The following is a 13,433-nucleotide window of genomic DNA, read 5'->3' as shown; positions in this document are numbered from 1 at the left end:
CGTTCTCGCTGCGGCATTACCGGGGCCCGGGATGAGTTGATTTAGATGATTTCCATCCGGGTCTCTCCCCTGACAGATCGGATCTGTCATACGACACTTCGTCTTAGCACGAAGGACAATAAGCAAAGGAAAGGATGCGAGGGCATATGATGCGATTGAACCGATACGGCCTGGCCATGGCCATTCTCCTGGGCGCGGGTTTCAGCGGCGCCGTCTCAGCGGCCAACGTGCCGGAAGGCACCGCCCTGGCGGCCGAGCAGGACGTGGTGTTCAACAACCAGTCCGAGCCGGCCACGCTGGATCCCCAGAAAATCGAGGGGGTGCCGGGCTCCCGGGTCGCGCGGCAATTGTTTGAAGGCCTGGTGATTCAGGACGACGAAGGCAACATTCTGCCGGGCGTGGCCAAGAGCTGGGACGTGAACGACGACAACACGGTGTTCACGTTCCACCTGCGCGATGCCCAGTGGTCCAACGGGGACCCGGTGACCGCCGGCGATTTCGTATATGGCTGGCAGCGTGCGGTGGACCCGGAAACCGCATCGCCCTATTCCTGGTACATCGAGATGTCCACCATGAAAAACGCGGCGGCCATCGTCAAAGGCGACAAGCCACCCAGCGAGTTGGGCGTGACGGCCGTCGATGACCACACGCTCAAGGTCGAGCTGGATCAGCCCATCCCGTACTTCATCCGCATGCTGGGCCACACCACGATGATGCCCGCGCCCCGCAAGGTGGTCGAACAGTACGGCGACGGCTGGACCCGACCGGATCATATGGTGTCCAACGGCGCCTACCGACTGACCGATTGGGTGGTCAACGAGCGCATCGTGCTCAAGCGCAACACCGCCTACTGGGATAACGAGGATACGGTGCTGGACAAGGTCACCATCCTGCCGGTCGCCTCGGAGAATGCGGAGCTGTCCCGCTACAAGGCCGGCGAAGTCGATCTCACCGGAGGCAGTACGCCACTGGCCATCGAACACTACCGCCAGCTCAAGAAGGACATTCCCGAGCAGATCCACACCACCGGTCAGGTGGGCACCTATTACTACTCGTTCAACAACCAGAAGGCGCCGTTTGACGACGTGCGCCTGCGCAAGGCGTTGAGCTACGCGATCAACCGGGAAGTGATCACCGACAAGATCACCGGCCAGGGCGAAATCCCCGCCTACTCGTTCGTGCCCGACATCACCGCCGGCTTCACGCCGCAGGAACCGGAGTGGGCCAAGCTCAGCCAGGGCGAGCGCAACGAGAAAGCCCGGGCGCTGATGAAAGCCGCCGGCTACGGCCCCGACCACCCACTCGACGTGGAACTGCTGTACAACACCTCGGACAACCACAAGAAGATCGCCATTGCGATTGCCGCCATGTGGAAGCAGGTGCTGGGCGTGAACGTCGACCTGATCAACCAGGAGTGGAAAACCTACCTGGCCACCGAGCGCGCCGGCGACTTCGATGTGGCCCGCGCCGGCTGGGTCGGCGACTACAACGAAGCCTCGACGATGCTTGACCTGCTGACCACCGCCAACGGCAACAACTACCCGCAGTATCACAATCCCGAATACGACCAGTTGATGGCGCGATCCAAGACCATCGTCGACGAGGGCAAGCGCAACAATCTCTACGCCCGGGCCGACGCCATGCTCAGCCGGGACATGCCGGTGGCGCCAATCTTCCAGTATTCCACCACCCGTCTGGTGAAGCCCTACGTGGGCGGCTATCCCGAAGCCAACCCGGAAGACATCTTCTACTTCAAGAATATGTACATCACGAAACACTAGGCGCCTCCGCGCGTTGTGCCCGGTCGGGTCCGCATCCGGCCGGGGTTTCGTTGTATTCCGTGAAGTTGATTGTCTTCCATGACGACAAGAGGGCCGGTCGGGTCTCACCTCGCGTGAGCCGGCCGGTCTTTGAGGTGGCCATCGATGATACGTTTTGTTTTCAAGCGCCTGCTCGAGTCGATCCCGACCCTGCTGATTCTGATCACGGTCTCATTCGTGCTAATGCACGCCGCGCCCGGCAGCCCGTTCTCCGGAGAACGGAATATCCCGCCGGAGATCATGGCCAACATCGAGGCCAAGTACGGACTGGATCAACCGCTCTACGTCCAGTATTTCAGTTACCTCGGCGACCTGCTCCAGGGCGACCTAGGGCCGTCGTTCAAGTACAAGGATTTCACCGTCAATGAGCTGGTCGGACAGGGGTTCCCCGTCTCGGCGGAGATCGGTCTCTGGGCGTTTCTGACGGCCCTGTTCCTGGGCGTGCTGTTCGGCACGATCGCTGCCCTGCGCCAGAATACCTGGATGGACTATGGCGTGATGTCCCTGGCGATGACGGGCGTGGTCATCCCAAGCTTCGTGCTGGCGCCCCTGCTGATCCTGATCTTTGCGGTGCACTACCAGTGGCTGCCGGCCGGGGGATGGCAGGGCGGCCAGTGGATGTTCCTGGTCCTGCCGGTGCTGGCCATGGCGGCGCATTATGTGTCCTCGATCGCCCGCATCATGCGGGGCAGCCTGATCGAGGTGATGCACTCCAACTTTATCCGCACCGCGCGCGCCAAAGGGCTGCCGGCCCGTTACATCGTCTGGCGCCATGCGCTGCGCCCGGCGCTGCTGCCCGTCATTTCCTACCTGGGTCCCGCGTTCGTGGGCATCATCACCGGCTCCGTGGTGATCGAAACCATCTTCGGCCTGCCCGGCATTGGCCAGCTGTTCGTCAATGGCTCGCTCAACCGCGACTACTCCATGGTGCTGGGCATCACGGTGCTGATCGGGGCGCTGACCATCGCCTTCAACGCCATTGTCGACATCCTCTACGCCTACATCGACCCCAAGATCCGCTACTGAGTGTTCGCCTATGCATCCTAACCATCAAAACAGCCGGGCGGTCGGCCGGTTCGCCGAGCAGCTGCACGCGGCGGAGGACATCAAGGGCCGCAGTCTCTGGCAGGACGCCCGCCGCCGCTTCATGCGCAACCGGGCCGCCATCGCCAGCCTGATCATCCTCTGCGCCCTGGCGGCGCTCTGCCTGCTGGGACACTTGCTGACCGACTATGCCTACGCCGACATCGACTGGAACAACATGCAGATGCCCCCGGCGCTGGACAACGGGCATTACTTCGGCACCGACAGCCTGGGCCGGGACCTCTTCATCCGCACCCTGGTAGGCGGGCAGATCTCGCTGATGGTGGGGGTTCTCGGGGCCCTGGTGGCCATCGTGATCGGCACGCTTTACGGCGCCACGGCGGGCTACCTGGGCGGTCGCGTCGACGCGGTGATGATGCGCACCCTGGAGATCCTCAACTCGTTCCCGTTCATGTTCTTCGTGATCCTGCTGGTGACCTTTTTCGGGCGCAATATCCTGCTGATCTTCATCGCCATCGGCGCGGTGTCCTGGCTCGACATGGCCCGGATCGTCCGGGGCCAGACCCTGAGCCTGAAGAGCAAGGAATTCATCGAGGCGGCCCACGTCAGTGGCGTCCGTTCCCGGATGATCATCGTGCGCCACATCGTGCCCAACGTCCTCGGCATCGTGGTGGTCTACGCCACCCTGCTGGTGCCCAGCATGATTCTGTTCGAGTCGTTCCTGAGCTATCTCGGCCTCGGCGTGCAGGAGCCCATGACCAGCTGGGGCGCGTTGCTCAACGAAGGCTCCAAGACCATGGATGTGGCGATCTGGCAACTGCTGTTCCCGGCGGGCTTCCTGGTGACGACGCTGTTCTGTTTCAACTTTCTCGGCGATGGCCTGCGCGACGCCCTGGATCCGAAAGACCGGTAATCCTTTGCGACGTGGCCGGTCGGCCATCGCGATGTGGAAAGGAGTCCAAGCATTATGAGTCTGTTAAGCGTTAATGACCTGCAAGTGCATTTCGCCACTCCCGAGGGCGACGTAACCGCCGTCAACCGGCTGAGCTTTGCCCTTGAGGCGGGCGAAACCCTGGGGATCGTGGGTGAGTCGGGGTCCGGCAAGAGCCAGACGGCGTTCGCCCTGATGGGGCTGCTGGCCAGGAACGGCCGGGTGGACGGCGAGGCCGTGTTCGAAGGCCAATCGATACTGGGCCTGGACCAGAAGGCCATGAACCGGATCTGCGCCGAAAAAATCGCGATGATCTTCCAGGACCCCATGACCTCGCTCAATCCCTACATGCGGGTCGGCGAGCAGTTGACGGAGGTACTGCGGCTGCACAAGGGCATGGGCCGCAAGGCGGCCTTCGAGGAGTCGGTGCGGATGCTGGATGCGGTGAAAATGCCGGAAGCCCGCAAACGCATGACGATGTACCCCCACGAATTCTCCGGCGGCATGCGCCAGCGGGTGATGATCGCCATGGCGCTGCTGTGCCGGCCCAGCCTGCTGATCGCCGACGAGCCCACAACAGCCCTGGACGTCACCGTGCAGGCCCAGATCATGGCGTTGCTCGGTGACCTCAAGCGGGATTTCAACACCGCCATCATCATGATCACCCACGATCTCGGCGTCGTGGCCGGCGTCTGCGACAACGTGCTGGTGATGTACGCGGGCCGGACCATGGAGTACGGCACGGCCCGCCAGATATTCCACGAGCCGACCCACCCTTACACCCGGGGCCTGCTGTCCGCCATCCCACGGCTGGACACCGACCAGGTCGGGGATCTGCCGACCATTCCGGGCAACCCGCCGAACCTGCTCAACCTGCCGCCAGGCTGCCCGTTCCAGGACCGCTGCCCCGAGGTGATGGACGTCTGCCGGCGTGACGAACCGCCCCTGATGACGCAGGGCCGGCGCCAGCGGGCCTGCCACTGGCACCCGGAGAAGGAGCTGACCGCATGAACCAACCGATTCTTCAGGTCCGCGACCTCAAGGTCTATTTCAACGTGCGCGGCGAGCGACGCTGGCCCTGGTCGAAACCCCAGACCCTGAAGGCCGTCGACGGCATCAGCCTGGACCTGCACGCCGGTGAGACGCTGGGTGTGGTGGGCGAATCCGGCTGCGGCAAATCCACCCTGGCCCGGGCGCTGATCGGGCTGGTGACGTCCCGGGCGGGCAGCATCCGCTGGCAGGGCCTGGAGCTGGTGGGCCGGGATGAGACGGGCTGGCGCAACGTGCGCCAGGACATCCAGATGATCTTTCAGGACCCGCTGGCGTCCCTCGACCCGCGCATGACGGTGGGCGACATCATCGCCGAGCCGCTCAGGAGCTTCTATCCCGGTATGAGCCGGCAGGCGATCTCGGACAAGGTCCGGGCGATCATGCTCAAGGTGGGCCTGCTGCCGAACGTCATCAACCGCTATCCCCACGAGTTTTCCGGTGGCCAGTGTCAGCGCATCGGCATTGCCCGGGCGCTGATCGTGGAGCCAAAGCTGGTGATCTGCGACGAGCCCGTCTCGGCGCTGGACGTCTCCATCCAGGCCCAAGTGGTCAACCTGCTCAAGTCCCTGCAAAAGGAGATGGGTCTATCGCTGATCTTCATCGCCCACGACCTGTCGGTGGTCAAGCACATCAGCGATCGGGTCATGGTGATGTATCTGGGCCATCCGGTCGAAGCGGGAGACGGTACGGCCCTGTACGCCGCACCTCGGCATCCCTACACCCGCGCCCTGATGTCGGCGGTGCCGATTCCCGACCCGGACATCGAGCGCAACAAGGCCATCCAGTTGCTGGAGGGGGAACTGCCGTCCCCGATCGACCCACCCTCGGGCTGCGTCTTCCGCACGCGCTGCCCGGTCGCCCGGGACGCCTGCGCCGAGCAGGTTCCGCAACTGGAGGGCGATCACCGCCATCGGGTGGCGTGCCCTTACGTGTGACGGCGCCCCGCCGGAGAAAACCGTCGCCCGCGATTTCCTCCGGCGGGCGGGTTAAGCAACGGCGGGATTAATCGGCAATCTCGACCAGCCGATCCGGAAAGTTGGTGAACATGCCGTCCACGCCCCAGTCCAGCAGTCGGCGCATCTGGTCGGGCTCGTTGATGGTGTAGGTGTGCACCAGCAAGCCGTTGGCGTGGGCCTGTTCGACGAAGCTGACGTCGATGACGTCGTCGCCGTCGTAGGTCACGTTGGGTCCGACGCCCACCGCATAGTCGGCAATGGCCTGGAAGTCGGCGTCGGTGATTTCGGACGGTGCCGGGGTAACGCCCGTCCACTCGGTCAGGCCGCTGCCATCCTCGGCTGGGGAATACCACACGAGCTGCACCAGTGGGATCTCGGCGTTCAGTGCGTGCACCTGCTGCAGGCTGTCCCGGCTGAATGACTGGATCACCACTGACCCGGACTTGATCAGACCGTTAGTTTCAAGCGTCTCCACCAGCGCCCGTTGCAGGTCCGGATAGCGCTCGGGCGACTTGGTCTCGATGTAATAGCGCACGTCATCGCCGTAGCGATCGATCACCTCATCCAGGGTCAGCAGCCGGGCGCCGGCATAGGCGTCGTCGGCGTGCTCGGGGTGCGCCGCGTTGAACCAGCTGCCGGCGTCCAGGGCCTTCAGGGCCGCGAGATCCTGATCCTTGACCTTGCCTTCGCCGTCGGTAGTGCGGTCCAGGGTGTCGTCGTGGATCACCACCAACTCGCCGTCGGCGCTCATGTGCAGATCCAGTTCCAGGTAGTCGGCGCCCATGTCCAGCGCCTGCTCGTACGCCGGCCAGGTATGCTCCGGGGCATAGCCGCTGGCGCCGCGATGAGCAATGACCTGGAAGTCCTGCAGGGCATCGAGCTGGCGTTCGAGGGCGTCGGCCTGACTCGTCACCGGTGCGGCAAGACCCACTGCCAGAGCGAGGGCGGAGGCGTGTCGAATGAGGTGTGTCATAAGCTTCCTTGTATTGAACGTGTGTTCAATAACCTAACGCGTCAGGCAACGTATTGGCAAACGACCGTTTGAATTCGAAGCGATTGCCGCGTGCGTCATCCTGCCCGGTACCGGGTCGGCAGGCCCTTTGCGGCCTCCCGAACACAGGTCGCGGGCCGCCTGTTCGATTACCGTCTTACGGGAACAAGTCCTTTTCTTGGATGCGCTTTATCTCGGCAGAGACTCCCCCTAGTCTGAATGAAAACCGATTGAGAGCGATTCGACGGCACATCGTTCCGCGTGTACGAAGAGCCGTTTAGGTGGAGCAACGCTCAGCCAGCTCGCTACTCAACACCTCTGCAGTGCCAACCCCAGAAGAAAGCCCGGGCTGAACGGATCACAGCCTGGGTCAAAGGCCAGAATAAAAACGGATCTCGCCAGGGATGAAGGCGACAGGTCCTCCCTCACGGCCTTGATAATCGGCTGCGCGCGTTCTGCCGCAAGCGGCCCATAACAAGAATCGATCTAACCAGTCAGCGACTCATTCACGTCATACAAGGACGTATGATCAGGTTATTTATGGACGAAAATCAGACTCACGCTCTGGACGAGCTCCCCAACGCCATTGTGTCGGCCAATACCCTTGGATGGCTCTGCATCACGGCCTACTGTCTGCTCACTGCTTTCGCAGCGGTCTGGGTGTCGGAAAGCTTCACCAGGATCGACGGCGCCACGCTGACGTTTACCACGCTGCTCGTTGCCCAGCTCTTTTTCCTCTCGTGCGCGTTCCTGAAGAAGGAAAACATCCTCCTTTTCGTGCTGGACAATAAATCCCTGATCGTGAAGTCCAATGTCCTGACCCTGTTCAGTTGGTACTTCATGTTTCTCGCCCTACAGAAAGTGGAGGCGTCCGTTGAGTCGGCCCTCTATCAGGGAATCATCCCGATGACGGTGCTGGTCTGCTCGGCCCGGGCCCAGGGGATCACGCTCAAACGCGCCCTGGGCCCCGCTTTGACGCTGCTGTTTCTGACCTTGCTCGCGGAATCCCGCTTTTCCCTCGCCGGCATGGAGAGCAGCCACACCTCAACAATCATCCAGGGGATCGCGCTCGCCCTCATCGCCGGTGCCACCGCCGGCCTCTACGTCCATGTCACGGGGGCGGCCCATCGCCAGTGGGGCGCCACCCTGCTCCAGGTGCTGACCACCCGGTTCGTCCTGCTACTGGTCGTGACCGGTTTCCTGGGGCATGAACAATTCGCACTGGTGGTATCCAACGAAAACGGGCTGGCCTGGAAGCTGATGTTCCTGGCGCTGTCGATCGTCGTTCTGCCGGTACTGTTTCTCCAGACCTCCATCAAGAATCTCGGGGCCAGCCGGGTGTCTGTCATGACCCCTCTGGTCCCCGCCCTGGCGTTGGCGGCGGAATTCGTCATCAACCCATGGGGCCATATCACCACGCCAATTCTCGTCTTAATGGTCTGTCTTTCAGTCATCATTTCAAACGTTTGGCTGAATCACAGTGATCGACCAGGACCGGTCGAAACTCAACTAAGAGAAGAAGGGAGTTCAAGATGACGCAGCAAATCGATTCCGTCGAACTTGGCGACAAGGTTGTAAACCAGATCCAACAGAAAGTTGAGCAGTCGGGAATCAACCACAATCCGTTCTACCAGACGTTCAGAAGCACAACCCTGGACAAGCCGACGCTGAAAGACGTCTTTCAGCAGTATTACTACTACATCCGTACCTTTCCGCAAATCCTGTCCGGCCTGGCGCCACGGGTCGATGACGAAGTGATTCGACTGAAAATCTGCCGCACGGTGGTCTCCGAGCTGGGGGACGGGCACGGCGATCCTCATTTCAAGATGTTCACCGATTCCCTGAGCAGCCTCGGGGTCACGCTCGAAGACATCGACACGGTCGAACACTGCCCTGAAGCCCGCCAACTGGTGCAGGACCTTGAACGCCTGTTCCTGTCGGAACACCCCAACTACGCCATCGGCGCGCACTACGTCATCGAGGAGTTCGGCTTCCCCATGATCGTGAACCTGTACGAGGGCTTCCGGCGCTACGAGGGCTGGGAACATGAAGACTACAACTACTTCTACCTCCACATCCTGATTGAGAGCAACCACGTCGACTGGATCCAGGATGCCGTCCAGGCCGCCGTCACCGACGACGAATCCGCGGCCCAGGTTCTGTCCGGTGCGGACCAGGTACTGCAATCGCTCCAGCAATTCTGGGAAGGCCTCAATCGCATCGCACTCGGTGCCACTCAGAAAGACGAAGCCCTGAAGATCGCCTAGCACCACAGGCGGACTCACAGCACGTTCATAGTCGTTATCCGGGTTCCCGGGGGAGATATGAAAAAGCAGCTGATTTTTCACGAGATGACCGACCTCGCCAATCGAGAGGGTGCGGCCAATCTGTCTCAGGGTATACCGGTTAACGACTATGATTCTGACTGGCTCAAGGCCGTCACAACACAGTGTGATGTCAACTGGCAGTACACCAGCCCGGGCGGATCAGAGGCGCTCAAGTCCAGCGTCAGGCAACAGTATGACACGTCCTGTGAAACCGCCGTGGCCATCACATCAGGCTGCACGGAGTCCCTCGTCTGCGCGCTTCTGGCATTCAGGGCGAGAGGCGTCACCCGGGCCATTTCACTGGAGCCGTTCTACGCCTACTACCCCGGCTTTTGTGACATCGCGGGACTCGAATTCCAGCCGGTTCGAATGGACGTCAGAAACGGCCGCATCGATTGGGAATCCATCCTGGCGCTGCGCCCCGATTCGCATACGGCGCTCATCATCAATACCCCACACAACCCGTCCGGCCACGCCTTGTCGGTTGCAGACCAGCACCACCTCTGCGATTTGATCGCACAGGCCGGATGCCATGCGGTCATTGATGAGGTCTACAGAGACTTCAACTACGACGGGGCCATCCTGGACTATGACCGCCTATTCAGGGCGGGGATACTCATCGCATCCTCGTGGTCGAAATCGTTTCTTGCCGCCGGCGTCCGGGCCGGTTGGCTCATAGGGCCTGAGCCGCTCATCGAGGAATGCCGGAGCATTCGGATGCATCTGTCCAACTGCACGCCGGCCATCATCGATAACGCCGTCGTTACGGTCAGCCAACGCATCCGGGACGAACAGCAGCCGTTGCGGCGCCGCTATCAAGACCGGCGGGACAGGCTCTTCGAGGCCCTGACGCATGCGGGCTACGACACCGTATTGCCCAGCGCCGGCCACTTCATTATGGCAAGGCACGACGCACTGCTCAGGCTGAGCGCCGAGGAGCAGTGCATCTTCCTGACCCGGAAAATCGGGGTCACACCGTTACCTCTCGATCCATTCTTTCAGGATAACGCCGAAAAATGGCTTCGGTTTTCCTTCTCCGTTTCCGACGACGTCATGACTTGCGCCACGAATCGCCTAAAGGATATGCCGCGCGATATTTGAGAAAAGGAGCTTTGGCAAAATGGACTACCTTGTTGCGGGAGCCGGCCCGGCCGGCTTGATGGAAGCACACCGCTTGAGCGCCATGGGAAAGCGCGTCTCATTGATTTCACCCCAGTGGGGCGGCGTGATGGAGTGCATGGGCGATCACTACCTGCAATCCTATTGCAGCGAACTTGAGCTCCCGGGGAGCCCGGTTCCCCTCGCCCATTTCATGACGGAGAAGACGCTGTCTCCGCGTGCCAGCCATTACATGCAGTATCTTCGGCACTACGCCGATAGCCTGCCCGTCGACAAAATCACCGACACCGTGACCGCCGTGTCCTTTGATGGCACGCACTATTCATGCGACCTGCAGCGACACGGGAAGCACGCGCTGAAAGCGCGGCACATCGTGGCTGCCACCGGCATCAAACCCAAACCCTTCCGGACCACCTGTCTGGCGGGTTGCCGCACGATGGCCTGCCTGGACGCCTACCACCACTTTTCCGACCCGTCGGCCCGCCCACCGACCGAAACGGATGTCGTCATTATCGGGAGTGGGAACTCGGCCTTTCAGATTGCCCTGCTGGCAATGTCTACGGGCTACAACGCGCACATTCTCGCGAGAACCTACCCGGGGATTTACCCCATCGAAACCACGGACCGGTTCGCACTGCGCGCCCAATCGCAGGCAACCGTCGAGAAGATCTGGAAGTCACAGACCGAGCGAACGTCGCCGGGCATTTCCTTCAGCATCTACAACAACCTGTGGCGATCGGGCGACGACATCGTGTTCGAGATCGACCGGACCGACAACAACGTCCATATCGCGGAGGCGACGATGGCCAACACGGCGGCTTGCGGCACCCGCCGTTTAACGCGTTCGTTCAGCCGCGCGGATACCCTTTTTGTGACGGCCATCGGCACGGAACCATCGCGCCCCTTTTCCATTGATGCCCACGAGGACGACCGTGACCCAGCCACAAAACGGGGCATCTACTGGGTCGGCAGTGCCGCCGACTTCCGTTCCGTCAACACCATGGTGAGCCCGAGGTACAGCGCATGAAGATCAGAAACCTGCATGCGCGGGACTTTGGGTGCGTCGTGGACGGCGTCGATCTGAGAACCGCCAGCGAGACACAGCAGCGGCAGATCAGGGATCTGGTGTTCCGTAAACGCGTCGTTATCGTTAAAAACCAGCAGTTTGACGCGGCCGGGTATGAATCCCGGATGCGGCTCATGGGCAGCCCCGTGCCTCACGTGCTGGAGGAATACTCGCTTCCGGGTCACCGGAACATCGTGACGCTCTCGGATCATATCGACGCCCGGGGCAACACCGGCGGCATCACCGATGGCGGTTCGTTCTGGCACTCGGATATGGCGTATTACCCGAGGCCCAACATCCTGACCGCGCTGTACGCCGTCAATGCCAGCGAGGCCAGTTCCAGCACCTACTTCATTGACCTGCAGGACGGCTGGAACATCCTGCAAAACACTCCGCCACTGCTGGACCGAATCGAGAGCGAAGCCGGGTCCAGCATCGCGCAGACCGCCGTCGTACACGCGTTCGGAAATCGCCGCAAGGCCCGACAGGCCAACCAGGCCGAGCAACCGCTCTCCGACGATCGCAAACGGGACGTCGGCGGCACCGTGCATCCACTGGTCAGACGTCATGCGGTATCGGGAGTCGATTCACTGTTCGCGATCGCCGGCAGCGCCATGCACCTGCTCGACGGTGACCGTCAGGCTGGCGCGGACCTCCTCGACGAACTCGAGGATCTCGTCGTCAACAACGCCAATTTCATCGAGCACCGATACGAGCCCGGCGATCTGGTCATCTGGGACAACGCCTCCCTCATTCATAAAGGCAACGTCTCCAACCTAACGACGGATCCAGAGCAAGCCAGAATCCTCTGGAGAATGAACCTGGACTATACGGGAGTGAGCCATGGCTGATGCCATCATTTTTATCTCTCAATCATACCTGCAGTTTGCCACCCGTCAGACGCTGGAAATGATCAGCGATCTCACGGAAACCGTGCTGATCCTCCATGACAGCGAGACCGTCGATCCTTTCCTGAAGCCCTTTATCAAGGCCGTCCATCATGTCCCCGGCAGTCTCAACCTGAGTCTCAGGCCCGCACTGTCCCACAACGAGGTCAAAGCGCTGGTCTCCGGCTACGCCGACAAACACGGCGGCCCGGATCGCATCCGGATTTTCTGCCAGCAGGAAGACAACGTGGAACTGGCTGCGCTCATCCGGGAGGAGCTTGGCATCCCCGGCGATCGTCCCGGCCTCGTATCGGCGTTCAGGAACAAGCTCGTGATGAAGGATCGGGTCTCTCAGCACCGCCCGGAAGCCTTACCGGCCTATGCACCGTTCAATCAGGAGTTATGCCGCGCGGACCCGGCACGCTACTTTGAGCTGCTCCACACGCATTTTGGCGACAAGTTCGTCATCAAGCCGACCTCTGCCGCGGGCAGTTTCAACGTCAGCATTGTCGAGAGCTTTGACGACTTCCTGCACGCCTGGACGCTGATCAATGAGGAATCGCACGACTTCGAGTACGAGGTGAACGAGTTCATTGACGGCAAAATGTATCAGTGCGATTCGCTCGTGATTGATGGGAAGGTTTATTTCTCGGGCATCCTTGAACTCGGCTGCTCCAATTTTGATTTTGTGCAGGGCAAGCCGCTGTCGGTCTACCCCGTCACCTCCCAGGCGCTCTACGATCGGCTCTTCGCGTTCAACCAGGACATCATCAGCGCGCTGGGTTTCGCGAACGGCTCGACGCACCATGAAATCTTCCAGAAAAGCGACGGCAGCCTGATTTTCCTTGAGATCGCGGCCCGGGTTCCCGGCGGGCTGGGCGTGCCCTACCACGCCGCCAACAGCAGCATCAACCTCATCGACGCGAACCTGCTGCTGGCCATTGGCCGGGATATCCCCCGCACCATCGTTCCCGACATGAGGAACAACGTCATCTCCGCGCTGCTGCCCGTCGGCAATGGGACCATCCGGGCCCTGAATTCCCCGGACATCGCCAGCCGCTTCACCATCGACTGGTACGTGAAGGAAGGCATGGAAGTGACATCGCGCTCGCTTGTCGACTCGGCCGGCGTTCTGATGGCCTTCAACGACAACCCCGACATCCTGCGATCGGACTTTGAAAAGTTGCAGCAGTATGTGCCGGTCACCTGCAGTTGACCGCGTCACTCAGCAGGAAATCAAAC

Annotated in this window: 12 protein-coding genes; 11 read left to right on the top strand and 1 reads right to left on the bottom strand. The window is 61.3% G+C overall.

Annotated elements, in window-relative coordinates:
- Positions 1–146 precede the first annotated feature (146 nt).
- The 5 genes from DKK67_RS02860 to oppF all read left to right on the top strand — a co-directional run bounded on the left by DKK67_RS02860 (position 147) and on the right by oppF (position 5,780).
- Complete coding sequence (locus DKK67_RS02860) at positions 147–1,781, top strand: peptide ABC transporter substrate-binding protein (RefSeq protein ID WP_228160494.1); 1,635 nt, start codon at positions 147–149, stop codon at positions 1,779–1,781.
- A 144-nt stretch (positions 1,782–1,925) separates the two neighbouring features.
- The gene (gene oppB / locus DKK67_RS02855; protein ID WP_111494212.1) at positions 1,926–2,846 is read left to right on the top strand and encodes an oligopeptide ABC transporter permease OppB; all 921 of its coding nucleotides are present in this window, start codon (positions 1,926–1,928) and stop codon (positions 2,844–2,846) included.
- 10 nt (positions 2,847–2,856) lie between these two features.
- On the top strand, positions 2,857–3,777 hold the full coding sequence (gene oppC / locus DKK67_RS02850; RefSeq protein ID WP_111494210.1) for an oligopeptide ABC transporter permease OppC: 921 nt from the start codon (positions 2,857–2,859) through the stop codon (positions 3,775–3,777).
- A 54-nt stretch (positions 3,778–3,831) separates the two neighbouring features.
- Positions 3,832–4,806, top strand: a complete 975-nt coding sequence (oppD, locus tag DKK67_RS02845; RefSeq protein ID WP_111494208.1) for an oligopeptide ABC transporter ATP-binding protein OppD — start codon at positions 3,832–3,834, stop codon at positions 4,804–4,806.
- Positions 4,803–5,780 carry a murein tripeptide/oligopeptide ABC transporter ATP binding protein OppF gene (gene oppF, locus DKK67_RS02840; RefSeq protein ID WP_111494206.1) on the top strand — a complete coding sequence of 326 codons (978 nt, stop codon included), beginning with the start codon at positions 4,803–4,805 and terminating at the stop codon, positions 5,778–5,780. Before oppD ends, oppF begins: the two co-directional genes overlap by 4 nt.
- 67 nt (positions 5,781–5,847) lie before the next feature.
- On the opposite strand, the gene DKK67_RS02835 is transcribed toward oppF, so the two are convergent.
- Complete coding sequence (locus tag DKK67_RS02835) at positions 5,848–6,774, bottom strand: glycerophosphodiester phosphodiesterase (RefSeq protein WP_111494204.1); 927 nt, start codon at positions 6,772–6,774, stop codon at positions 5,848–5,850.
- 558 nt (positions 6,775–7,332) lie between these two features.
- On the opposite strand from DKK67_RS02835, the gene DKK67_RS02830 reads away from it, so the two are divergent.
- From DKK67_RS02830 to DKK67_RS02805, 6 genes are read left to right on the top strand one after another with little or no spacing between them, the layout of a single operon-like run.
- A complete protein-coding gene (locus DKK67_RS02830) occupies positions 7,333–8,328 on the top strand; it encodes a DMT family transporter (protein ID WP_162628727.1) in 996 nt (331 codons plus the stop codon).
- Positions 8,325–9,059, top strand: coding sequence for a TenA family transcriptional regulator (locus DKK67_RS02825; RefSeq protein ID WP_111494200.1), 735 nt, complete (start codon positions 8,325–8,327; stop codon positions 9,057–9,059). Before DKK67_RS02830 ends, DKK67_RS02825 begins: the two co-directional genes overlap by 4 nt.
- A 57-nt stretch (positions 9,060–9,116) precedes the next feature.
- Positions 9,117–10,220 carry a pyridoxal phosphate-dependent aminotransferase gene (locus tag DKK67_RS02820; protein WP_111494198.1) on the top strand — a complete coding sequence of 368 codons (1,104 nt, stop codon included), beginning with the start codon at positions 9,117–9,119 and terminating at the stop codon, positions 10,218–10,220.
- 19 nt (positions 10,221–10,239) lie between these two features.
- Entirely contained in the window at positions 10,240–11,265 is a 1,026-nt protein-coding gene (locus DKK67_RS02815) for an NAD(P)-binding domain-containing protein (protein ID WP_111494196.1), read from the top strand.
- Positions 11,262–12,155, top strand: coding sequence for a TauD/TfdA dioxygenase family protein (locus DKK67_RS02810; protein ID WP_111494194.1), 894 nt, complete (start codon positions 11,262–11,264; stop codon positions 12,153–12,155). Before DKK67_RS02815 ends, DKK67_RS02810 begins: the two co-directional genes overlap by 4 nt.
- Complete coding sequence (locus DKK67_RS02805; protein WP_111494192.1) at positions 12,148–13,407, top strand: ATP-grasp domain-containing protein; 1,260 nt, start codon at positions 12,148–12,150, stop codon at positions 13,405–13,407. The genes DKK67_RS02810 and DKK67_RS02805 overlap by 8 nt, the downstream gene beginning before the upstream one ends.
- The last annotated feature ends 26 nt before the right edge of the window (positions 13,408–13,433 follow it).

Origin of the sequence: Marinobacter bohaiensis, assembly GCF_003258515.1 — a bacterium.
In the GTDB taxonomy this organism is placed as follows: Bacteria; Pseudomonadota; Gammaproteobacteria; order Pseudomonadales; family Oleiphilaceae; genus Marinobacter_A; species Marinobacter_A bohaiensis.
This window is presented reverse-complemented; position numbering and strand designations above follow the sequence as displayed.